23 protein-coding genes and 2 pseudogenes are annotated in these 22,005 nt (G+C 68.3%); 3 read left to right on the forward strand and 22 right to left on the reverse strand.

All coding sequences use genetic code 11. The features are described from left to right. Window positions 1-11: 11 nt before the first annotated feature. The 3 genes and pseudogenes from FXN61_RS21950 to FXN61_RS55530 all read right to left on the reverse strand — a co-directional run. The gene (locus FXN61_RS21950; RefSeq protein WP_312877905.1) at window positions 12-620 is read right to left on the reverse strand and encodes a TetR/AcrR family transcriptional regulator; all 609 of its coding nucleotides are present in this window, start codon (window positions 618-620) and stop codon (window positions 12-14) included. 5 nt (window positions 621-625) lie between these two features. After that, on the reverse strand, window positions 626-1,294 hold the full coding sequence (locus FXN61_RS21955) for an aldo/keto reductase (RefSeq protein ID WP_312877908.1): 669 nt from the start codon (window positions 1,292-1,294) through the stop codon (window positions 626-628). 119 nt (window positions 1,295-1,413) lie between these two features. Then, window positions 1,414-1,608, reverse strand: a pseudogene (locus FXN61_RS55530) (aldo/keto reductase); the annotation flags it as partial. 130 nt (window positions 1,609-1,738) lie between these two features. On the opposite strand from FXN61_RS55530, the gene FXN61_RS21960 reads away from it, so the two are divergent. Next, the gene (locus tag FXN61_RS21960; RefSeq protein WP_167975934.1) at window positions 1,739-2,281 is read left to right on the forward strand and encodes a winged helix-turn-helix domain-containing protein; all 543 of its coding nucleotides are present in this window, start codon (window positions 1,739-1,741) and stop codon (window positions 2,279-2,281) included. Further along, window positions 2,278-3,144, forward strand: coding sequence for an SRPBCC family protein (locus FXN61_RS21965; RefSeq protein WP_167975935.1), 867 nt, complete (start codon window positions 2,278-2,280; stop codon window positions 3,142-3,144). The genes FXN61_RS21960 and FXN61_RS21965 overlap by 4 nt, the downstream gene beginning before the upstream one ends. Window positions 3,145-3,312: 168 nt before the next feature. Here FXN61_RS21965 and FXN61_RS21970 read toward each other — a convergent pair whose 3' ends face one another. Both FXN61_RS21970 and FXN61_RS21975 read right to left on the reverse strand, forming a co-directional pair. Then, entirely contained in the window at window positions 3,313-3,825 is a 513-nt protein-coding gene (locus tag FXN61_RS21970; protein ID WP_312877906.1) for a hypothetical protein, read from the reverse strand. Window positions 3,826-3,846: 21 nt separating this feature from the next. Continuing rightward, a complete protein-coding gene (locus tag FXN61_RS21975; RefSeq protein WP_167975936.1) occupies window positions 3,847-4,389 on the reverse strand; it encodes a GNAT family N-acetyltransferase in 543 nt (180 codons plus the stop codon). 70 nt (window positions 4,390-4,459) lie between these two features. On the opposite strand from FXN61_RS21975, the gene FXN61_RS21980 reads away from it, so the two are divergent. Next, window positions 4,460-5,665 (forward strand): winged helix-turn-helix domain-containing protein, encoded by a 1,206-nt coding sequence (locus FXN61_RS21980; protein ID WP_167975937.1) that lies wholly within the window; start codon window positions 4,460-4,462, stop codon window positions 5,663-5,665. A 5-nt stretch (window positions 5,666-5,670) separates the two neighbouring features. Here FXN61_RS21980 and FXN61_RS21985 read toward each other — a convergent pair whose 3' ends face one another. From FXN61_RS21985 to infB, 17 genes and pseudogenes are all read right to left on the reverse strand, one after another. Further along, on the reverse strand, window positions 5,671-6,108 hold the full coding sequence (locus FXN61_RS21985; protein ID WP_167975938.1) for a tetratricopeptide repeat protein: 438 nt from the start codon (window positions 6,106-6,108) through the stop codon (window positions 5,671-5,673). Further along, window positions 6,105-6,842: a 4-hydroxy-tetrahydrodipicolinate reductase gene (gene dapB, locus FXN61_RS21990; protein WP_167975939.1), complete on the reverse strand. Its 738-nt coding sequence runs from the start codon at window positions 6,840-6,842 to the stop codon at window positions 6,105-6,107. Before dapB ends, FXN61_RS21985 begins: the two co-directional genes overlap by 4 nt. Then, window positions 6,839-8,173, reverse strand: a complete 1,335-nt coding sequence (locus tag FXN61_RS21995) for a M16 family metallopeptidase (protein WP_376770698.1) — start codon at window positions 8,171-8,173, stop codon at window positions 6,839-6,841. Before FXN61_RS21995 ends, dapB begins: the two co-directional genes overlap by 4 nt. 61 nt (window positions 8,174-8,234) lie before the next feature. Continuing rightward, window positions 8,235-10,487, reverse strand: a complete 2,253-nt coding sequence (locus FXN61_RS22000) for a polyribonucleotide nucleotidyltransferase (RefSeq protein WP_167975941.1) — start codon at window positions 10,485-10,487, stop codon at window positions 8,235-8,237. 244 nt (window positions 10,488-10,731) lie between these two features. Continuing rightward, complete coding sequence (gene rpsO, locus FXN61_RS22005; RefSeq protein WP_167975942.1) at window positions 10,732-11,001, reverse strand: 30S ribosomal protein S15; 270 nt, start codon at window positions 10,999-11,001, stop codon at window positions 10,732-10,734. Window positions 11,002-11,129: 128 nt separating this feature from the next. Next, complete coding sequence (locus FXN61_RS22010; RefSeq protein WP_167975943.1) at window positions 11,130-11,576, reverse strand: 2'-5' RNA ligase family protein; 447 nt, start codon at window positions 11,574-11,576, stop codon at window positions 11,130-11,132. Next, window positions 11,573-12,052, reverse strand: coding sequence for a helix-turn-helix domain-containing protein (locus tag FXN61_RS22015; protein ID WP_167975951.1), 480 nt, complete (start codon window positions 12,050-12,052; stop codon window positions 11,573-11,575). Before FXN61_RS22015 ends, FXN61_RS22010 begins: the two co-directional genes overlap by 4 nt. An 84-nt stretch (window positions 12,053-12,136) precedes the next feature. Further along, window positions 12,137-13,069 (reverse strand): bifunctional riboflavin kinase/FAD synthetase, encoded by a 933-nt coding sequence (locus FXN61_RS22020; RefSeq protein ID WP_167975944.1) that lies wholly within the window; start codon window positions 13,067-13,069, stop codon window positions 12,137-12,139. A gap of 35 nt (window positions 13,070-13,104) precedes the next feature. Beyond that, complete coding sequence (gene truB, locus FXN61_RS22025) at window positions 13,105-13,992, reverse strand: tRNA pseudouridine(55) synthase TruB (RefSeq protein ID WP_312877907.1); 888 nt, start codon at window positions 13,990-13,992, stop codon at window positions 13,105-13,107. Between the two features lie 11 nt (window positions 13,993-14,003). After that, window positions 14,004-15,329, reverse strand: coding sequence for an MFS transporter (locus FXN61_RS22030; protein WP_167975945.1), 1,326 nt, complete (start codon window positions 15,327-15,329; stop codon window positions 14,004-14,006). A 109-nt stretch (window positions 15,330-15,438) separates the two neighbouring features. Beyond that, window positions 15,439-16,740: an MATE family efflux transporter gene (locus tag FXN61_RS22035; protein WP_167975946.1), complete on the reverse strand. Its 1,302-nt coding sequence runs from the start codon at window positions 16,738-16,740 to the stop codon at window positions 15,439-15,441. Window positions 16,741-16,968: 228 nt separating this feature from the next. Further along, window positions 16,969-17,109: a hypothetical protein gene (locus FXN61_RS52430; protein ID WP_246291853.1), complete on the reverse strand. Its 141-nt coding sequence runs from the start codon at window positions 17,107-17,109 to the stop codon at window positions 16,969-16,971. After that, the gene (locus FXN61_RS22040) at window positions 17,097-18,101 is read right to left on the reverse strand and encodes an ROK family transcriptional regulator (RefSeq protein ID WP_246291854.1); all 1,005 of its coding nucleotides are present in this window, start codon (window positions 18,099-18,101) and stop codon (window positions 17,097-17,099) included. Before FXN61_RS22040 ends, FXN61_RS52430 begins: the two co-directional genes overlap by 13 nt. After that, a pseudogene (locus tag FXN61_RS22045) lies at window positions 18,098-19,083 on the reverse strand (DHH family phosphoesterase). Before FXN61_RS22045 ends, FXN61_RS22040 begins: the two are co-directional and overlap by 4 nt. A gap of 134 nt (window positions 19,084-19,217) precedes the next feature. Beyond that, window positions 19,218-19,667: a 30S ribosome-binding factor RbfA gene (gene rbfA, locus FXN61_RS22050; RefSeq protein WP_167975947.1), complete on the reverse strand. Its 450-nt coding sequence runs from the start codon at window positions 19,665-19,667 to the stop codon at window positions 19,218-19,220. A gap of 13 nt (window positions 19,668-19,680) precedes the next feature. Beyond that, the gene (locus FXN61_RS22055; protein ID WP_167975948.1) at window positions 19,681-19,977 is read right to left on the reverse strand and encodes a DUF503 domain-containing protein; all 297 of its coding nucleotides are present in this window, start codon (window positions 19,975-19,977) and stop codon (window positions 19,681-19,683) included. A gap of 70 nt (window positions 19,978-20,047) precedes the next feature. Then, window positions 20,048-22,005, reverse strand: a 1,958-nt coding sequence (gene infB, locus FXN61_RS22060) for a translation initiation factor IF-2 (RefSeq protein WP_167975949.1), incomplete at its 5' end; no start/stop codon positions are given.

The following is a 22,005-nucleotide window of genomic DNA, read 5'->3' on the forward strand; positions in this document are numbered from 1 at the left end:
CTCCGTGACCCTCAAGCATCGCCTGCGGCACTCGGGACTCGGTTGTACCGCAGTCCAGCGATGATCAGTGAGACGACGGCGTCGAACGCGTCCTGAACGTGAGGATCCGCCCACTCCTGGGCGTGCGCGGGGTGGTGGAACTTCTCGGTCGCGTCCCACACCGCCTGCGCCGTCCTGTCGACGTCGTCGGTCACGAACTCCTGGGTTTCCACTCCCGCCGAAATGATGCGCGCGACGAACCCGACCATGTGTCCGATGTGGTACTCGGGGATGGCGTTGCTCTCCTTGACCAGCACCTGGAACGTCGCGAACAGCTCCGGGTCCTCGGTGTGGCCGCGCCGCTTCTTGTCGAAGAGCTGCTGCAGCCAGTTCCTCAGCGTCTCGGCGGCGGTGAGGCCCTGGTCGAACCTCGGCGTCATCACCTCGTGCACCGCGTCGAGCCAGCGCCGGGTCACCGCCTCCCTGAGCGCGGCCTTCGTGGCGAAGTGGCGGTAGACGCTGCCGTGGCTGACCCCGAGCGCCTTGGCGACGTCGACCACCGTCGCCTTGGCAGGCCCGTACCGTCGCAGCACCTCTTCGGTCGCCGCGAGGATCGCCTCCCCGGTCAACGCCTCCGCCACTTCACTCACCTCTCGCTGTCCAGCATGGCCATCTGCTCGGCTGCGTACCGCGTGCCCGCAGCGGCCCCAACAGGAACAACGGCCTCGATCTCCTGCAATTCCCGCTCGGTGAACGTCACGTCGACGGCACCGATCGCCTCGCTCAGCCTCGCACGCTTGGTCGTGCCGACGAGAGGCACCACGTCCTCCCCGCGCGCCGCGACCCACGCGATCGCGAGCTGCGCGACCGTGACGCCCTTGTTCACCGCGATCTCGTTCAGCTTCTGGACGAGGGCGATGTTGCGGGTCAGGTTGTCGCCCTGGAACCGAGGCGTGTGACCGCGCCAGTCGTCGGAACCGATGGTGGGCGGCGTGGCCGAGATCAGCCCGCGTCCCAGCACGCTGTACGCCGTGATGCTGATGCCGAGCTCACGCGTGGTCTGCAGGATTTCCCTTTCGACGCCGCGCTCCAGCAGCGAGTACTCGATCTGCAGGTCCACGATCGGGTGGACCGCGTGGGCCCTGCGGATGGTCTCCGCGCCGACCTCGCTCAGGCCGATGTGCCGGACCCGGCCCTTCTCGATCTGCTCGGCGATGGCGCCGATGGTGTCCTCGATCGGCACGTTCGGGTCGAGCCGCGCCGGCCGGTAGACGTCGACGTGGTCGGTGCCGAGCCGCTCCAGCGAGTACGCCAGGAAGTTGGCGCTGCGGCCGGCCGGGTGTCGAACCCGATGAACGCGCCGTCCGCGTCCCGCATCCCACCGAACTTGACGCTGAGCTGCACCTCGTCCCTGCGTCCATGGATCGCCTCGCGGATCAGCAGCTCGTTGTGGCCCATGCCGTAGAAGTCACCGGTGTCGAGCAGCGTGACGCCCGCGTCGACGGCGGCGTGGATCGTCGCGATGCTCTCGTCCCGGTCGGCGGGGCCGTACGCGTTGGACATGCCCATGCAGCCCAGCCCGATGGCGGACACGACCGGGCCGGTGGCTCCGAGCTGACGCTTCTGCATTGACGAACTCCTTCATCTCTCGGGTCGAGTTCCACCCTGCCCTATCAACTGACAGATTTCAACATCTGTCAGTAGTCAGTTGTCCGGGCCATTGACAAAAGAGTTTTGAACGTTCAAAGTTGTTTTTGCGATGAGAGACGTGATCTATCTGGACCGGATGGAGCAGGCCGAGACCCTGCTCAAGCCGCAGCGCGTGGAGGTGCTGCGGCAGCTCGGCACGCCGAGGTCCTGCACGGAGGTCGCCGATGTGCTGGACCAGACGCCGCAACGCGTTCACTACCACGTAAAACAGCTGGTCAAGGCCGGTCTCGCCGCCCAGGTCGCCGAACGCAAGGTCCGCGGCGTCCAGGAGGGCCTCTACCAGGCCGTGGCCCGGTCGTACTGGCTGTCGCCGCGACTGGTCGGCCGGATCGGGTCGCGCGACGAGCTGGCACTGGGACACCTCGTCGACCTCGCCGAGCAAGTGCAGGCGGACGTGGCGGCGCTGGACCGCGACACCGAACTGCCATCCGTCGGCGTGTCCGGCGAGATCCGGGTACGCCCGGAGGACCGCCAGCAGTTCCTGGCCGAACTCCAATCGACGTTGCAGGACCTCTTCACCAGATACGGCGGCGCGGAAGGGGATGCGTTCCGCATCGCGCTCGCCTGTTACCCGAAAGGAGACAACCGATGAGCACGGGAACCATCCGCGTTCGCACGTCCGCGCCCACGACCCGGATCTACGAGGCCTTGACGACCGCGGAGGGCCTGCAGACGTGGCTCGCCGAGCACGTGGACGTGGACCTGGAGCAGGGCCGGTTCGAGTTCTGGGGGCGCTACACCCCGGACGGCGAACGCGGCCGGCAGAAGCTGCTGAGCTTCGACGACACGTCGGTGCACTTCTCGTGGCTGCTGTACGGCACCGAGTACACGGTCGAGCTCGGCGTGGAGCAGCGTGACGGCGAGACCGTCATCGCGGTGGCGCAGTCGCCGTACCCGAACTGGGGCCTCGGCGACGAGCAGGCGGAGATCCTCCAGACGTTCTGGCCGCTGGTGCTGGCGAACCTGGTCGAGCACGTCGAGGGACGGCCGGTGTTCGGGTTCTGCGACTTCACGACGCCCGAGCAGCGGTTCGAGACCGACATCGCGGCGACGCCGGCGGCCATCATCGACGCGCTGACCGACCCCGACGTGTTCGCGCGGTGGTTCGGCGCCCGGATGGAGATCGAGCCGCACGTCGGCGGCCGGTGGGCGATGGGCAGCTTCGAGGAGAACGAGCACCCGGCGAAGATCATCGCGCTCGACGAGGGACACTTCGCGCTGGACTTCCAGGAAGGGATGGTGGCGTCCTGGGAGCTGAAGGGCTCGGAGGGCCGGACGCACCTGACGTTCGTGCAGAGCGGGTTCGACGCCGGCAACCCGCCGTACGGGGCGTGGATGGGCTGGCTCAGTGGTTTCGCGGACATGAAGCGGATGCTGGAGCTGCCCGGCTGGCGCCCGATGTGGCATTCGTACGACATTCCCGGTTTGCCCGATGGTGTTCTCGTTCTTGAATGATCGGGCGTGAAACCGGCGGGTGAGAGCCAGATCATTCGGCTCTCACCCGTTTGCGCCTGGCTTTCGTCGGCGCAGGCTCGATAACTTCGGGTACGTGCTCGATTCAGCCCGAATCACCGTTGCCGCGCTCTTGATCGCCTTCTCCGTGACGGCGTCGATCGTCCTGAGCTAAAACCAGGCCATGACCATGGCCGGTGAGGCCGCGAGGAAGCTGAACCTCGCGAAGCGGCCCACCATGCCGGTCACGATGAACATCACCGTGGACATGCCCGCGAGCCCGGCGAGAACGCTCGTCGCCATGAACGGCGGCACCCCGACCAGCGAGCTCACCGCGTGCGTGCCCGCCATCCAGTTCGGGTGCGCCTTGCACTTCACGTGGATCCAGTCGCCCCAGCGGTGCATGCGCGTGCCTGGACCGAACCACCGCTGGAGCCGTGACGGCTTGGTACGCACCTTGTCCTTGCGGTGCAGGAACTTGGGCAGCTTGATGTCGCCTCGCGCGGCGTAGAAGTACAACAGCTTGCCGAGCACCTGGGCGACGGCCACGACCAGGCCGACGATGAAGCAGGAGACGCCTGGCCAGCGCGCGCCGACGCCCACCACCCACATCTCCACGCTGATGAAGGGAACGAGCGCTGAGCCGAACGCGACCCCGAAGGTGAGGCCAACCAAGGCGAGCACCCGGCCGAGGCTACACAGGTCTCAGGAGTCGAGTCGGACGGCCAACGGCCCGGACATCCGGACTTCGCGCAACGGACGCCCGCCCGCGTCCAATGTGCGCACCGTGCCGTCACCCGTCCAGCCGAGTCGTTCGTAGAAGTTCCGCGACGCTTTGTCGGCCTCCGGCACCCACGCGATACCGCGCGTCGCACCCGCTTCTTCGAGCCTTTTGCAAGCCTCCGCGACGAGCCGCGTGCCGTGGCCGCGACGGCCCCACCGCGGCTCGACGAGAACGCTGAGCAGCGCGGTCGTGGCCGCGTCCTCCGGCAGTGAACCGTCTGCTTTGGCCACTTCCTCGCCCGGAGCTTTGCTCGCCACGACGAAACCGACCGTCCAGTCGCCTTCGGTCGCTTTCAGAACCGCGCCACCGCGGACAGCCAGCGCCCACGCCTCGTCGGTGTCGAGCGTGTCCAGCACCTCCTGCGGCAGCAGCTGGGCGTAGGCGAGCCGCCACGTCTCCCGATGGATGCGGACGATCTCCGAAAGGTCAGCAGCGGTGGCGATGTGCACGCCGGCGTCGGCCATAAGCGCACCTTATCGACGCCGCGTCGCAGAATTGTCAGGGGTGCGTGGCAACATCCGGACCGTGCAGAGGATGAGTGCGGACGTGGCCCGCAGGATCGCGCTGGGCGCGCAGGGTTTCACCGACCTGAGGCCGTCGGCGGCCACGCGCAGGCACCTGCAAAGGGTGCTGTCACGCGTGCAGCTGTTGCAGATCGACTCCGTGAACGTGGCGGTGCGCGCGCACTACATGCCGCTGTTCTCGCGCCTGGGCGCCTACGAGCCGGCACTGCTGGACGAGGCCGCGTGGACGCACTCTTCGCGCAAGCCCCGCATGCTGGTGGAAACCTGGGCCCACGAGGCGTCTCTGGTTCCGGTTCTCGACTGGCCGCTGTTCCACTCGGGCGCGAAGAAGCGCGGCTGGTGGCAGAACTACCAGACGATCCTCGAACGTTCGCCCCAGCTCGTCGACGAGGTCCTGGCCGCGGTGAAGGAGCTCGGCCCGATCGGCGCCGGCACCCTGGAGAAGGCCCTGATGGGCGACTCCGGCCGTTCGAAGGGCCCGTGGTGGGACTGGTCAGAGGTCAAGCGGGTGTGCGAGGTGCTGTTCGGCGTCGGTGTTCTGACCACGGGGACCCGTCGCGGCTTCGAGCGTTTGTACGACCTGACCGAGCGCGTCATCCCGTCGGACGTCCTGGCCCAGACGTGGACGCCTGAATCGGGCGCGCGCGAGCTGATCACGCGTTCTGCTGTGGCACTGGGTGTCGCGACCGAACCTGACCTGCGCGACTACTACCGCCTCGACCCGCGCCGCTCGCAGGCCGCGGTGGCCTCGCTGGTGGAGGACGGCGTCCTGGAACCGGTGTCGGTCGACGGCTGGCGTGCCGTCGGCTATCGGCACGTCGACGCGAAGGCGCCGCGCAGGGTCGTCGGACGGGCGTTGCTGTGCCCGTTCGACCCGCTGATCTGGGAACGGGCGCGCACCGAGCGGATCTTCGGGTTCCGGTACCGCATCGAGATCTACGTGCCGGAGCCCCGCCGGGTGTACGGCTACTACGTGTTCCCGTTCCTGCTGGACGGGCAGCTGGTAGCGCGTGTGGACCTGAAGGCCGACAGGGCGGCAGGGGTGCTGCGCGTGCAGTCGGCGTTCGCGGAGGACGGTGTCGAGCGCGGGCGGGTAGCTCCTGAGCTCGCTGGGGAGCTGAAGCACATGGCCGAGTGGCTGGGGCTGGAGGACGTGCTCGTGGTGCGGAAGGGCGATCTGGCTGCCGAACTGGCGGCAGCCGTCGCGACCAACTGACAAGATCAGGAGTGCAGCTCGATGGCCTTCCGCATGGTCTCGCGCGCCCTGCCGCGGTCCCCCGCGATGTCGTAGGCGTACGCGAGCCGGAACCAGACCCGCCAGTCCTCCGGCGAGGCCTCGACCTCGGCCCGCCGCTCCTCGAACCACTCGTCGGCGGCGTCCCGATCGACCCGGCCGGACGGCCTCCGGGGCAGGTGCGAGACGTCCGGCAGCAGTCCGTCGGCGTCGAGCTCGCGGGCCATCTTCTCGGTCGCCCACCCGAACCGCAGGTTCGAGTAGACGAGCCAGACCCCGAGCAACGGCAGGATCAACACACCGACGCCGAGCAGGACGCCGACCAGCTCACCGGTCTGCAGCAGAGCAACAGCGCGACCGGTGAGCAGGACGAAGTAGACCGCGAGGGCCGCGATGAGCAGCCCGACGGTGAGCCGGACCTTCACAGGTCCAGGTACTTGTCGAGGCCGACCGCGAGACCGGGACGGGACACGATCTCCCGCACCCCGAGCACGACACCCGGCATGAACGACGTCCGGTGCAGCGAGTCCTGGCGGATGGTCAGCGTCTCGCTCTCCCCGCCGAACACGACCTCCTGGTGCGCGATCATCCCGGAGATCCGCAGCGAGTGAACCCGCACGCCGTCGACCTGAGCACCGCGCGCACCCTGCTCCTCCTGCGTGGTCGCGTCGGGCATCGGGTCCATGCCCTCCCGCGCCGCCGCGATGAGCCGCGCGGTGTGCGCCGCCGTGCCCGAGGGCGCGTCGGCCTTGCGCGGGTGGTGCAGCTCGATGATCTCGGCCGACTCGTAGTAGCGAGCGGCGATCTCCGAGAAGCGCATCAGCAGCACGGCACCGATGCCGAAGTTCGGCGCCACGAGCACGCCGACCTCGGGCTTGCCTGCGAGCATCTGCTCGACGAGAGCGAGCTTCGCGTTGTCGAAACCGGAAGTGCCGACGACGCAATGGATTCCGTTGGCGATGCAGAACTCCAGGTTCCCCATCACCACGTCGGGGTGCGTGAAGTCGACAACGACCTCGGCACGAGCATCGACCAAAGCGGACAGCGGGTCGTCGGCGTCGATCGCCGCCACGACCTCCATGTCCTTCGCGGCCTCGACCGCGCGGACCACCTCGGAACCCATGCGGCCCCGCGCGCCGAGAACACCGACGCGAATCATGCAATCACCTCGTGTACCTGGTCCGGCAGATCGTCGGCGTGATCGTAGGGGCCGACCACCGCGGCAGCGACAGGACGGCGCAGCAGATCACGTGCGAGCAATGCCACTTCTTCCGCGGAAACCTCGTCGATGCGCGCGAGAGTCGCCTCGACGCTCAGGTGGTCGCCGTAGTTCAGTTCGGACTTGCCGATGCGCGACATCCGGGAGCTGGTGTCCTCCAGGCCCAGAACCAGAGCACCGCGCAGCTGTCCCTTGCCCCGCGCCACTTCCGCGTCGGAGAGCCCGCCACGGGCGACGTCCACGAGCACCTCGCGGATCACACCCGCGGTCTCGCCCAGCCGGTCCGGCTGGCAGCCCGCGTAGACGGCGAACGTGCCGGTGTCCGCGTAGAGGCCGACGGACGAGTACACCTGGTACGCCAGGCCTCGCCGCTCGCGAACCTCCTGGAACAGCCGGGAGCTCATGCCGCCACCGATGGCCGCGTTCAGCACGTTCAGCGTGAACCGGCGTTCGTCGTGACGGTCCAGGCCGCGCATGCCGAGCATCATGTGCGCCTGCTCGGTGTCGTCGGTGTGCAGCACCAGCTTGCGGGCGTCGGCGATGCGCGCACGACCCGTTCGCGGCGCCACCGCGCTGCCCTCCCGCGACAGCCGGTCACCGATCGCCTTGCGCACCAAACGCATCACGTGCGCGTGCTCGATGTTGCCCGCGACGGAGAACACCATGCGCGGCAACGTGTAGCGCTTCTTGTAGAACGTGTAGAGCGCGTCGCGTTCCATGTCCTGAATGGACTTTTCGGTGCCCAGCACGGGACGTCCCAAGGCATGCCCGCCGAACAACGCCTCGATGAACGCGTCGTGCAGCAGGTCCTCGGGATCATCGTCGCGCATCGCGATCTCTTCGAGCACGACACCGCGTTCGGTCTCGAAGTCGCGAGGGCCGCAGATCGCCTCGAACACCACGTCGGCGACGAGATCAACCGCGAGCGGAAGATCCTCGTCCAGCACGTGCGCGTAGTAGCAGGTGTGCTCCTTGGCGGTGAACGCGTTCAGCTCGCCACCGACCGCGTCGATCTCTTCCGCGATCGACGCCGCTGACCGGCGCGCGGTTCCCTTGAACAGCAGGTGTTCCAGGTAGTGCGCGGCACCAGCCACCTCGGGCCGTTCGTCACGGGACCCGACCTGCACCCACAAGCCGACCGAGGCGGACCGCACGCCCGGGATGCGCTCGGTGATGACCCGCAGGCCCGAGGGCAGCATGCTGCGCCGCACCTCGGACCCTGCGGAGTTCTCGAGCACCCGCGTGCTGCCCGGCCGCTGGAGGTGCCCCAACCGTCCGGTACGCGGACGCCGCGGGTGGATGCACCCGCGGCCGTCACGTTGTCTGTCGCACTCACTGCGCGGGAGCCGCCTCAGCAGCCTCGGTGGCCTCGACGGCCTCCGGGGCGTCAGCCGGCTTCGCTTCCGCGGCGTCGTCATCCGACACGACGATCAGGCTGATCTTGCCGCGCTGGTCGATGTCGGCGATCTCGACGCGGAGCTTGTCGCCGACCTTGACGACGTCCTCCACCTTCGCGATGCGCTTGCCGTTGCCCAGCTTGGAGATGTGGACGAGACCGTCCTTGCCGGGCAGCAGCGAGACGAACGCGCCGAACGCCGCGGTCTTCACCACGGTGCCCAGGAAGCGCTCGCCGACCTTCGGCAGCTGCGGGTTCGCGATCGCGTTGATCATGCCGATCGCGGCCTCGGCCGAGGGGCCGTCCGCCGCACCGACGTAGATCGTGCCGTCGTCCTCGATGGAGATGTCGGCACCGGTCTGCTCGGTGATCGAGTTGATCATCTTGCCCTTCGGGCCGATGACCTCGCCGATCTTGTCGGTCGGGATCTTGACCGACGTGACGCGCGGCGCGAAGGCGCTCATCTCGTCCGGGTCGGCGATGGCCTCGGCCATGACCTCCAGGATCGTGTAACGAGCGTCGCGTGCCTGGCCGAGAGCCTGCGCGAGGACCTCGGACGGGATGCCGTCGAGCTTCGTGTCGAGCTGCAGCGCCGTCACGAACTCCTTGGTGCCTGCGACCTTGAAGTCCATGTCGCCGAACGCGTCCTCGGCACCGAGGATGTCGGTCAGCGCCACGTAGCGGGTCTCACCGTCGACCTCGTCGGACACGAGGCCCATCGCGATGCCGGAGACCGGCGCCTTCAGCGGGACACCCGCGTTCAGCAGCGACATGGTGGACGCGCAGACCGAGCCCATCGACGTCGAGCCGTTGGAGCTCAGCGCCTCGGACACCTGGCGGATCGCGTACGGGAACTCGTCGCGCTTGGGCAGCACGGGCATGATCGCCCGCTCGGCCAGCGCGCCGTGGCCGATCTCGCGGCGCTTCGGCGAACCCACGCGGCCGGTCTCACCGGTCGAGTAGGGCGGGAAGTTGTAGTGGTGCAGGTAGCGCTTGTGCGTCTCGGGAGACAGCGAGTCGATCTGCTGCTCCATGCGCAGCATGTTCAGCGTGGTGACACCCAGGATCTGGGTCTCGCCGCGCTCGAACAGCGCCGAGCCGTGCGTCCTCGGGATCACGGCCACCTCGGCACCCAGGTCGCGGATGTCGGTGAGGCCACGGCCGTCGATGCGGACCTTGTCGCGCAGGATCCGCTGGCGGACGAGCTTCTTGGTCAGCGAGCGGAACGCGGCGCCGACCTCCTTCTCACGACCCTCGAACTGCTCGGCCAGCTTGTCCAGCGTGGCGGCCTTGATCTCGTCGAGCTTGTCCTCGCGGTCGTGCTTGCCCGCGATGGTCAGCGCCTGAGCAAGCTCACCGGACGCGGCCTGCTCGACGGCCTCGAACGCGTCGGCCTGGTAGGCCGGGTACGTCGGGTACTCACCGGTCTCCTTGGCGGCGACCTGCGCGAGCTGCGCCTGCGCCTCGCAGAGGACCTTGATGAACGGCTTGGCGGCCTCGAGACCAGCCGCGACGACCTCCTCGGTGGGGGCGACAGCGCCCTCGCCGATCAGGTCGATCACGTTCTCGGTGGCCTCGGCCTCGACCATCATGATCGCGACGTCGCCGGAGGCGACCACGCGGCCCGCGACGACCATGTCGAACACGGCCTTCTCGAGCTGCTCGTGGGTCGGGAACGCCACCCACTGGCCCTCGATGAGCGCCACGCGGACGCCACCGATCGGGCCGGAGAACGGCAGGCCGGCGAGCTGCGTCGACGCGGACGCGGCGTTGATCGCCACGACGTCGTACAGGTCGGCCGGGTTCAGGCTCATGACCGTGATGACGACCTGGATCTCGTTGCGAAGACCGTCCACGAAGGACGGGCGCAGCGGACGGTCGATCAGGCGGCAGGTCAGGATGGCGTCCGTGCTGGGACGGCCCTCACGCCGGAAGAACGAGCCGGGGATGCGGCCCGCGGCGTACATGCGCTCCTCGACGTCCACCGTGAGGGGGAAGAAGTCGAAGTGTTCCTTGGGCTGCTTCGACGCCGTGGTGGCGGAGAGCAGCATCGTCTCGTCGTCCAGGTACGCGACCACGCTTCCGGCGGCCTGACGCGCGAGGCGCCCGGTCTCGAAGCGGATCGTGCGCGAGCCGAACTTGCCGTTGTCGATAACGGCAGTCGCCTCGTGGACCTCGATGTCCGTCATTTACTTGTTACTCCTCGTCTTTTGGACACCGCACACGCGTCTTGACGAGGCCGGTCTTCGATCGAAGTCCCCTGGGGCACTGCCAGCGATTGTCTTGGCAACCAGGGGGCCACTACCGAGGACCGGCGAAAACTGCTTCGCGCGATGCGGGCCCTGTTTTGTTCCTCTTTGCAGCCAGGCAACTGTGTACCTGGCTGGTACGCCGAGGGGGAGTGACCGGCCGGTCACTCCCCCTCGGCAAGTATCACCTGCGCAGACCGAGTCGCTGGATCAGCGAGCGGTAGCGGTTGATGTCCACCTTGGTCAGGTAGTTCAGCAGACGGCGGCGACGGCCGACCATCAGCAGAAGACCACGGCGGGAGTGGTGGTCGTGCTTGTGCTGCTTGAGGTGCTCCGTGAGGTCAGCGATGCGCTTGCTCAGCAGGGCGACCTGCGCCTCGGTCGAGCCGGTGTCGCTGTCGTGCAGACCGTACTCACCGAGGATGGACTTCTTCTGATCCGTGGACAGTGCCACTAGGTACTTCTCCTACTTCGTTCAGGTCCGTGCGGCCCCACGCCCGCCGAATTGCTGGCCGGGGTAGCCGGTACTGGCCGCCACGGACCGCAGCCAGACCCAACTGCGAAGGTTATCAGGCACGGAGCTCAGCGGCGCGCTGACGTGCGCAACCCCACCCGTGCGACAGGCGTGTGGGCACCATCGGCGCTGCTCACGAGCACCGCTTCCGACGGCTGCCACGGGCTGCTCAGGAAGGCTGGCATCGGCTGACCCCGGTACCCGTACGCCACCGTCAGGTGCGCTTTCCAATTGTCGTTCGCACCCGCTGCTCTTGCCAACTGATTTAAGTCGCCGTCTATTCCGATCCAGAGGATCCGGCCCCGGAAGTCGCCGAAGTTCTTCAGCCGGATTTCGGGCACCTCGTGGCCCTCGAGCGCCTTGAACCGTTCCTCATCTGCGGACTCGCCGTGGAAGCAGAGCGTGATGTGCCACTTCTCCGGCTCCGTCCACTCCATCTCCAGCGTGCGGTCGAGCACGGCCTCGAGCTCGTCGACCACCTGCTGGGGCGGGTACAGGGCGGTGAAGAACTTCACCGGATGGCGGCCCGGATGGCTCGGCGGAACAGCTCGGCGATCGCCGGGAAGTCCTCGTGCAGCATGTCCGCTGCCTGCTGGAGCTCGGTGCGGTCGGCGACGCGGCGCAGCACCGGGTACGCGACGCTCTCGTCGCCGTTGACCGGCAGCGAGTCGCGGGACACGGTCGGCTTGGACTCGCGCACGTCGTCGAGCGCCCGCTGCAACGCCTCCGGTGCCCCGGTCGCCACGTCCGGCGTGAGCACCTTGCGCTCCAGCATGATCATCCGTGCGAGCACGGACGGGTTGCCGATCTTGGCACGGCGGCCGCTCATCACCTGGCTGAGCATCGGCGCGCTGATCCCCAGCACGTCGGCGAGCTGCGCCTGGGACACGTTGAAGGCCACGACCAAGCGGCGCACCCGGTCACCCAGAGGCTCCCCGTACCACTCCCTTTGCAGGGCGAGGTTGCGCTGAACGATCTTGTGGTCCTCCACCTTGGCCTCTCCCGTAGCCCGTACTCCGACCAGCATCCTGCCAGCCTGTGGACGCCCCCACGCCCGCTTCGCGCAATCTGACGGTCACGACTCGGTCAGCAGTTCCCTCGTTCGGTCTACATCTCGGTGCATTTGTTCGAGAAGTGCCTCGACGGAGTCGAACTTCACCATCTCGCGCAGCCGGTCGACGAAGTCGACGGCGACCCGCTGCCCGTAGTAATCCTCGTCCACGTCCAGCACGAACGCCTCGACCCGCCGCTCCCGCCCGGAGAACGTCGGGTTCGTCCCCACGCTGACCGCGGCCTTGAGCTTCTTGCCTTTCGAGTCGGTGAACCAGCACGCGTAAATGCCGTCGGCCGGAACAGCGGCGAACTTGGGCGTCGAGAGGTTGGCGGTCGGGAACCCCAGATCCTTCCCGCGCCCATCTCCTTTAACGACAATCCCCTCCAGGCGATGCGGCCGGCCCAGCGCTTCCGCCGCCGCCTTCACGTCTCCGGCGTCGATGCACGCCCGGATGTAGGTGGACGAGTACGTCACCTCGTCAGCGGACACCAGATCAGCCCCCTCGGTCACGAATCCGAACCGCTGCCCGAGCTGGCGCAGCAACGCGACGTTACCCAACGCCTTGTGCCCGAAGGTGAAGTTCTCACCCACCACGACAGCCGCGGCGTGCAGCTTCTCGACGAGCACCTCGTGCACGAACTCGTCCGCGGGCATGCGGGACGTCTCGAGGCTGAACGGCACCACGACGAAGTGGTCGACGCCCAGCTCCTCGACCAGCTCTGCCCTGCGCCGCAGCGTGGTGAGCTGCGCAGGGTGGCTGCCGGGGCGGACCACCTCGGAGGGATGGGGGTCGAAGGTCATCAGCACGCTCGGCAGACCGCGCTGCTCAGCGAGGTCCACGGCACGCCCGATGAGGGCCTGGTGGCCTTTGTGGACACCGTCGAACACCCCGATGGTCACCACGCAGCGGCCCCAGCCGCCGGGAAGGTGATCTAGTCCGCGCCAGCGTTGCACGGTGATCAGCCTACGTCGGGTCACCGGTCGTGGCCTCACCCAGCCGGGCTGAGGACCACCACGGGCTTGCACGCGTCGCCCTCGTCCTTCGCCAGAGCGATGACGTGCCCGTCCGGTCCGAACACCCCGTAGGTGCCCTCGAACCCGCCCGCGCTCAGCCGCTGCCCGTGCGAAAGCGCAGAAGCCTCCACCGGGTCGATCTCGCGGCGCGGGAACGCCGTGGCCACCGCGGCGTCCAGGTCCAGCGACAGGCCGGGCGTCTCCTCGAGCTGCTCCAAGGTCCTGGCCACGCGGAGGTCGAACGGGCCGACCCTGGTGCGTCGCAAAGCGCCGAGGTGCCCGCCGACGCCCAGCGTGGCACCGAGGTCGCGGGCCAGCGCGCGCACGTAGGTGCCGGAGGAGCACTCGACCATCACGTCGAGCAGGACGGTCTTGTCCTCACGGCGCGTGAACAGCACGTCGAAGCGATGCACCGTGACCGGTCGTGCGGGGATCTCGACCTGCTCACCGGCGCGCACCCGTGCGTACGCGCGCTTGCCGTCGATCTTCACCGCGGACACGGCGGACGGCACCTGCTGGATAGGACCGGTCAGCTTCGCCACCTCGGCGGCGATCGCCTCGTCGGTGACCTCTGATGCGTCCACAGTGGACAGCACCTCGCCCTCGGCGTCGTCCGTGGTGGTGGACGCGCCGAGCACGATCGTCGCGAGGTAGGCCTTGCTGTCGAGCGCGAGATGACCGAGGAGCTTCGTCGCGCGTTCGATGCCGAGCACGAGCACGCCGGTCGCCATCGGGTCGAGCGTGCCGGCGTGCCCGACCTTGCGCGTGCCGAGAATCCTGCGCACACGCGCCACCACGTCGTGCGAGGTCATGCCGTCCGGCTTGTCGACGACGACCAGGCCCGGTGCAACAGAGGGTTTCACGGCGCGAAAGCTTAAGCGACGCGCAGAGCGTCCCAACGGCGGCGCCGCAACTGCACCGGCACCGTCTCACCACGCTCCTCTGCCGCGAACACGGCAGCACGCGCACGCCGCCACCACACGAGCATCCGCCAGCCGCCGAGCGCGAGCACGACGACGCAGAAGCTGAGCGCCACGCGGAAGGCCGCCTGCGGAGCGAGCAGCCCCTCGAGCAGGTCCAGCAGCACGCCGACACCCAGCGCGGCCACGGTCACCGCGAGGAAGCCACCGACGTTGACCAGCCCGCTCGCGGTGGACTGGCGGTGCGACGGGTTGTAGTCGCGCGCCAACGCGAACGCGACACCCGAGATCGGCCCGCCCACGGTCAGCACGAGGAACACGACGGCGATGACCGGCACCGGCACGTGCCCGCCCGGCCACAGCAGCAGCACGCCCCACCCGGTGAACGCGAACGCCAGGAACCAGCCCGCGATCGGCATGCGCCACTCGGGGTTGCGCGAGAACAGCGCGCCGACGATCGGGCTCGCCACGATGCCGCCGATGACGAGCATTCCGAGCGTGGACGACGCCGCCTGGGCCGACATGCCCTGTGCTTGCACGAGGTACGGGTACCCCCACAACAGCCCGAGGACGGCCGGCGTCGACATGGTGCTGAAGTGCGCCCAGAACCCGAGCCGGGTACCGGGCACGCTCCACGCCTGCCGCACCTTCGGCCAGATCTTCTTGAGCGGCACGGGTTCCGGCTTCGGCGCGACGAACCCGGCCGGCACGTCGCGCACCCGAAGGAACGCCACGGCGGAGTAGCCAGCGGTGAGACCGCCCGCGATGACGAACGCCCACGTCCACCCGATCGAGCCGAGCATGAGCGTCAGCGGCACGGTGGCGACGAGGTTGCCGACACCGCCCAGCGCGGCCGTGACCGCGACGACGAGCGAGTACTGGCGCGGCGGGAAGTGCGCCGCCACGAGCCGGATCACGCTGATGAACGTCATCGCGTCGCCCATGCCGAGCACGGCCCGCGCCGCGAGCCCGAGCCCGTACGAGTCGGCGACGGCGAACAGGAGCTGGCCGGTGCCCATGAGCAACGCGGCCACGGTGAGGACCTTGCGCGGCCCGAAACGATCCACGAGCAGGCCGGTGGGAATCTGCATGAAGGCGTAAACACCGATCTGCAGCACGGTGAACACACCGAGCTGAGCGGGTCCGAGCCCGAAGCGTTCGCTCGCCTCCAGCCCCGCCACGCCGAGCGTGGTGCGGTGGAAGAGGGCGGCGAAGTAGACGAAAACGGCGGTGGTCCAGATCAGCCACGAGGTTCGGGTGGCGCGATCGACCGGCGGCACGGCGGCACTCTCCCAGGTCGGAGGCGGGTGGATATTAGTTACATCGCCTAAACAACCTTCTTGGTAACGATTTCATGCCGTGAGGTCGAACACAGCATCCGTTCGAGCGTCATCTGACCGCTCCCTCGACCGCCCAGTCCCCCGACCGCGTGCGCCACACCACCGCCACGAGCCGCAACACCATGAACGCCGACAGCCCCGTCCAGATGCCGGCGAGCCCCCACCCGAACACGTACGAGGCCCACACCAGCGGCAGGAACCCGATCACCGCCGACCCGAGCGTCGCCGTCCGCATGAACTTCACGTCGCCCGCGCCCAGCAGCACCCCGTCCAACGCGAACACCACACCCGCGATCGGTTGCAGCGCAACGAAGAACCACCACGCGTTCGGAATCTCGCTCAGCACACCGGCGTCGGTCGTGAAGGCTCGCGGGAGGATCGTCACCAGCGCGGCGAACACGACCCCGAGCCCGATACCGAACACCAGCCCGTACCGCGTGACCTGCCACGCGAGCTTCTCCGCCTGCTTGCGGTTCGACGCACCCAACGCCGCGCCGACGAGTGACTGCGCCGCAATCGCGAGAGAGTCGAGCACGAGGGCGAGGAACGTCCACAGCTGCAGCACGACCTGATGCGCGCCCAAGGCCCCAACGGACGTCCGCGCCGCCACCGAAGCCGCGCTGATGAAGCACGCCTGGAACGCCAAGCTCCGCAACACCAGATCACGCCCCATGCCGAGCTGCGCGCGCATGGCAGCCCAATGCGGCTTGAGGGGCACACGTTCCGCGAAGAGCGCCTTGATGAAGAGCCCGGCCGAAAGCACCTGCGCGATCACGTTGGCGATGGCCGATCCCTCAAGCCCCCAGCCCGCGCCGTAAACGAGCGCCGGACAAAGCACCGCGCTGATGCCGTTGCCGATCAGGATGTACTTGAGGGGCCGCTTGGTGTCCTGAACGCCGCGCATCCACCCGTTGCCGGCCATCGTGACGAGGATGAACGGCGCCCCGAACAACGCAATGCGCACCCACTCCACCGCCGCGTCCGCCACCGCGCCGTCACCGGCGAGCAGCTCCGCCAACGGCCGCGCGAACACCTGCCCGAGCACCACCACGAGCATCCCGGCCGCCAGCGCCAGCCATGTGGCCTGAACACCCTCCTCAACCGCGTCCACACGCCGCCCAGCGCCATGCAGCCGTGCCGTACGCGCCGTCGTGCCATACGAGAGAAACGTCAGCTGCGTCGACACCTGCGTCAGCAACACACCGCCGAGCGCCAGCCCGGCCAGTGGCAACGCCCCCAAATGCCCGACCACAGCCGTGTCGACGAGCACGTACAACGGCTCAGCCGCCAGCACCCCCAGGGCGGGCACCGCCAGCCCGATGACCCGCCGCGCGGGAACCCGATCCTCCACGTACCGAACCTATGCGGTCAGATGCTGTTGCGGCCGGTGATGGCGGCCACTCGGGTCTGCGGCGGGGGCGGCTGGATTGGGCGGACCGGGTTGCTGCGGCGGAGCCGGGTCATTGCGGCGGACCAGCAGGCCATGGCAGACCACCAGGCCCACGGCAGACCGCCAGGCAACGGCAGACCGGCCACGACCCGAAAGCCCCAGCAAGCGCATGCCACCCGATCAGGCGACCTAGCCCCGCTGCGGCAGCCCGAACACCTGCTCCCGCGCCACCGCGAGCGCCGAGTGCAGCGCTCCCGACCGCACGGGGTTCGCGGTGATCTGCGCGAGCTGCACGGGAGTACGAGGCACGACCAGCTTCAGCAGCTCCACCGACACCAGCTCGCACAACGTCTCGCCGCCGGCCTGCGCGACGCCACCCGAGAGCAGCACCAGCTCCGGGTCGAGCACGCAGACGACGTTCGCCAACCCCAATGCGATCCTGCGTGCGAGTCCGACAGGAACGCGCGCCCCTCGGTCCCGGCGGTCAGCGCTTGCGCCACGGCCTCCAGGCCGCTGTTGGCGGCTATGCCGTGCGAAGCCGCCAGCGCCACGATCGCGTCGCTGTCCACCTGGTCGCCGTACCGTCCGCCGGGCACCTGCATCGAGTCGATCTCGCCCGCGCCGCCGGTGACGCCGCGCAGCAGGACGCCGTTGATCACGACCGCCGAACCGATCTCGTCGGCCGGCCAGAAAAGCACGAAGTTCCGCACTCCCACCGCTCTGCCGGTGCTCATCTCCTCCAGCGCGGCGAGGTTGATGTCGTTCTCGATCGACACCGACGTGCCCAGCAGCTCGCGGAGGGTCGCGGGCAGGTCGACGTCCACCAGCCCCGGCAGGTGCGGCGCGAAACCGAGGTGCCCGGTGGACGGATCCACCGCACCCGGTGTGCCGACCACGACGTGGGACAGCGCGTCCAGGCGAAGGCCCGCCAGGGCTGCCGCCTTCTGCACGGTCTCCCTGAACGCCTGCAGCGTGTTGTCCTTGGGCATAGGCGCGCTGTGCTCCGACAACAACGACCCGGTGATGTCCGCGATGGCCACGTCGATCAGGTCCGGCGTCAACGCCACCGCCGCCACGTGCCCGACGCCGCCGTTGACGGCCCACATCTGTGCGCGCGGGCCGCGTCCGCCGCCGCGCAATCCGGTGCGGACGACCATGCCGTCCTCTTCGAGCCGCGCCAGCAACTGGGCCGTCGCGGGCTTGGAGAGGCCGATGACCTCTTCCAGCTCGGCCCGCGTCATCGCCCCGCTGCGCAGCAACGTCTCGATCGCGGCCCGGTCGTTGATCTCCCGCAACAGCCGCGGGCTTCCTGTCCGTGTCATGACTCCACCCGCTCCAACGCGCCCTTGAGCGCGGCGACGACCTGCTCCGCGGGACCGTCGAACGTGAAACCTGCCGCCAGCCGATGTCCGCCGCCTCCGAGCACCTGCGCCACCTCACGAACGTCGACCCGGCTGACGGCCCGCAGCGACACCGACCAGTACCCCGGCCGCAACTCTTTCAGCACGGCCGCCACCTCGGCTTCGAGGCGGAGCGCACCACGTCGATCACGCTCTCCACCTCTTCGCTCCGCACGTCACGCGCGTCGTCGATGCCGACCACCGCGTGCACGAGCCCCAGGCCACCCGCGGCGCGCTCGTCCAGCTCGGCCTTGGCCAGCACGCGCGACAGCATGCGCAGGTACGCAAAGGGATGCGCGTCCATCAACGGCCGCGTGACGCTGTGCGCGTCCACTCCGGCCTGCAGCAACCGTGCCGCCGTCTCGTGCGCCGCCGGCCCCGCCTTGCGGAACCCGCCGGTGTCCGTCACCAGCCCGGCGTAAATGCACCGCGCGATCGGCTCGTCGATCTCGACGTCCATCTCGTCGAGCAACTTGAGTGCGATGAGCGCCGTGGCCTCCGCGTGCTCGTCGATGCAGTGCAACGTCCCGTACCGCGTGTTCGACACGTGGTGGTCGATGACGATGACCGGCCCCGAGCAGTTGCCGACCCGGTCCTTGAGCGGTCCGAGCCGCTGCAGGCTGCCGGTGTCCATGACCACGAGCAGCTCCGGCTCCAGTGGCACCTCGTCGCGGTGAACCAGCAATCCCGCTGTGTCCAACGCTTTCAGCGATTCCGGCACGGTCTCGGGCTCGCCGAACGCCACGCGCGCCACGACCCCGCGCCGATGCAGCGCGAGCCCCACCGCCAACGCGCTACCGAGCGTGTCCGCGTCGGGGTTGATGTGACTGAGCAGGGTCACATCACGGGCGTCGGCCAGTAACCGCGCGGCCTCGGCAATGGTCGTGCTCAGGTCGTCTGCCACAGGGAGACGTTAGCTGCTCACCGTCTCGATGTGCTGTAGGGCGCCCTTGGACAAGACAGTTTCCATCCGATGAACCGCCTGCGGGGACCTTCCGCGTGCGAAAGGTCCCCGCAGGGCAAGACAACGAGCGGAACTCAGTCCTCGTCTTCGTCCTCACGAGGCGCCTTGTAAGGATCAGCCTCGCCGGCGGGAGTTGCCCCCACCGCCAGCCGAGCCACCTCGGCATCGGCGGCCTGAGCCTGAGCCAGCAGCTCATCCATCTTCCGGGCCGTGTCCGGCACGGTGTCGGTCATGAACGTCAACGTGGGCGTGAACCGGACCCCGGTCTGCTGTCCGACCATGGACCGCAGCACACCCTTGGCCTTCTCCAGAGCGGCAGCCGCTCCGGCGTAATCAGGTTCGATGTCCAAACGCTCACCCAGCACCGTGTAGTAAACGGTCGCGTCGTGCAGATCGCCGGTCACCTTCGTGTCCGTGATGGTGACCCGAGCCAAACGCGGATCCTTGACCTCGTGCTCCAAAGCAGAAGCCACGATCTGCGAGATCCGCTTGGCGAGCTTGCGGGCACGTGCCGTGTCGGCCACGAGCCTCCCCTTCCTAATCGTCCTCCGGCCCGACGAGACGCGTCCTGGCGGAGAGCAGTTCCAGTTCGGGCCGTCCGGCGACCAGCCTTTCACAGCTGGCCAGAACGTCCCTGACGTGCTCCAAGTCGGCGGCGACCGCCGCCACGCCGATCAAACTGCGCCGATGCAGGTCGAGATGACCAGCCTCGGAAACAGCGACCTCGAAGCGCTTGCGCAGCTCCGCCACAACAGGGCGGACCACCGAGCGCTTCTCCTTCAACGAATGGACGTCGCCGAGCAGCACGTCCAGTTCCAGAGCCCCCACGTACATGGGAAAGATCCTCCAGAGAAAAGGGGTGCGGAGCCACCGGTTAAATGGCTCCGCACCCCCATCAGAACGATCAGGCGCGCGGCTTCTCGCGCATCTCGAAGGTCTCGATGATGTCCTCGAGCTTGAGATCGCTGTAGTTGCCGAGCGTCAGACCACACTCGAAGCCCTCGCGGACCTCGGTGGCGTCGTCCTTGAACCGCTTGAGCGAGCTGATCGGGAGGTTCTCCGCGATCACCTTGCCGTCACGGATCAGGCGAGCACGCGCGTTGCGGCGGATCTCGCCCGACAGGACCATGCAGCCCGCGATCGTGCCGACCTTGGAGGACTTGAAGACGTCGCGGATCTCGGCGCGGCCGAGCTGGACCTCTTCGAACTCCGGCTTGAGCAGACCCTTGAGGGCGGCCTCGATCTCGTCGATGGCCTGGTAGATGACCGTGTAGTACCGGACGTCCACACCCTCGCGGTTCGCGAGCTCGGTCGCCTTGCCCTCGGCCCGGACGTTGAAACCCAGGACGATGGCGGAGCCGGCCACGGCGAGGTTGATGTCGCCTTCGGTGATGCCACCGACACCGCGGTGGATCACGCGCAGCTCGACGTCGTCGCCGACCTCGATCTTCATGAGCGCGTCCTCGAGGGCCTCGACGGTACCCGAGTTGTCACCCTTGATGATCAAGGTGAGAGCGCTGGTTTCCTTCAGCGCCGCATCCAGGTCTTCCAGGCTGACGCGCTTGCGCTTCGCGGCGTTGGCAGCGTTGCGAGTGCGGGCCTGACGACGCTCGGCGATCTGCCTGGCGACGCGGTCCTCGTCGACGACGAGGAACGAGTCACCAGCGCGCGGCACCGACGTCAGACCGATGACCTGCACCGGACGCGACGGGGTCGCGTCGTGGACGTCGTCGCCGTGCTCGTCCACCATGCGGCGGACACGGCCGTAGGCGTCGCCCGCGACGATCGAGTCGCCGACGCGGAGCGTGCCTCGCTGGACCAGCACCGTGGCGACAGGACCGCGACCGCGGTCGAGGTGCGCCTCGATCGCGACACCCTGGGCCTCCATGTCCGGGTTGGCCCGGAGGTCCAGCGACGCGTCGGCGGTCAGCAGGATGGCATCGAGCAGGCTGTCGATGTTGATGCCCTGCTTCGCCGAGATGTCGACGAACATCGTGTCGCCGCCGTATTCCTCGGCGACCAGTCCGTACTCGGTGAGCTGCTGACGGATCTTGGAGGGGTTCGCACCCTCCTTGTCGATCTTGTTCACCGCGACCACGATCGGCGCCGAAGCGGCCTGGGCGTGGTTGATCGCCTCGACCGTCTGCGGCATCACGCCGTCGTCAGCGGCGACGACGATGACCGCGATGTCGGTCGCGTTCGCACCACGGGCACGCATGGCGGTGAACGCCTCGTGACCGGGGGTGTCGATGAAGGTGATGAGCCGCGGGTTGCCCTCGAGCTCGGTCTGCACCTGGTAGGCACCGATGTGCTGGGTGATGCCACCGGCCTCGCCCTCGTGCACCTTCGCCTTGCGGATCGTGTCGAGCAGTCGCGTCTTACCGTGGTCGACGTGACCCATGACGGTCACGACCGGCGGACGAATCTGCAGGTCGTCCTCGTCACCGGCGTCCTCGCCGTAGGTGATGTCGAACGTCTCGAGCAGCTCGCGGTCCTCCTCCTCGGGGGACACGACCTGCACGACGTAGTTCATCTCGGAGCCGAGCAGCTCCAGGATCTCGTCGGACACCGACTGGGTCGCCGTGACCATCTCGCCCAGGTGGAACAGCACCTGCACGAGCGACGCCGGGTTGGCGTTGATCTTGTCGGCGAAGTCGGTCAGCGAGGCACCGCGCGGCAGGCGGATCGTCTCGCCCTGCCCCTTGGGCAGGCGGACGCCACCGACCGAAGGCGCCTGCATGTTGTCCATGTACTCCTGGCGCTTCTGCCGCTTGGACTTGCGTCCACGACGCGCCGGACCACCCGGACGACCGAAGGCACCAGCGGTACCGCCGCGACCTGCGCCGCCGCCACCACCGGGAC

This window comes from Lentzea indica, from assembly GCF_012184385.1.
GTDB lineage: Bacteria > Actinomycetota > Actinomycetes > Mycobacteriales > Pseudonocardiaceae > Lentzea > Lentzea indica.

Coding starts and splice junctions, on each gene's coding strand:
- FXN61_RS21960 (WP_167975934.1), top strand. CDS start 1,739: ATGAGAGACGTGATCTATCTGGACCGGATGGAGCAGGCCGAGACCCTG.
- FXN61_RS21965 (WP_167975935.1), top strand. CDS start 2,278: ATGAGCACGGGAACCATCCGCGTTCGCACGTCCGCGCCCACGACCCGG.
- FXN61_RS21975 (WP_167975936.1), bottom strand. CDS start 4,389: ATGGCCGACGCCGGCGTGCACATCGCCACCGCTGCTGACCTTTCGGAG.
- FXN61_RS21980 (WP_167975937.1), top strand. CDS start 4,460: ATGAGTGCGGACGTGGCCCGCAGGATCGCGCTGGGCGCGCAGGGTTTC.
- dapB (WP_167975939.1), bottom strand. CDS start 6,842: ATGATTCGCGTCGGTGTTCTCGGCGCGCGGGGCCGCATGGGTTCCGAG.
- FXN61_RS22000 (WP_167975941.1), bottom strand. CDS start 10,487: ATGACGGACATCGAGGTCCACGAGGCGACTGCCGTTATCGACAACGGC.
- FXN61_RS22040 (WP_246291854.1), bottom strand. CDS start 18,101: ATGACACGGACAGGAAGCCCGCGGCTGTTGCGGGAGATCAACGACCGG.
- FXN61_RS22055 (WP_167975948.1), bottom strand. CDS start 19,977: ATGTACGTGGGGGCTCTGGAACTGGACGTGCTGCTCGGCGACGTCCAT.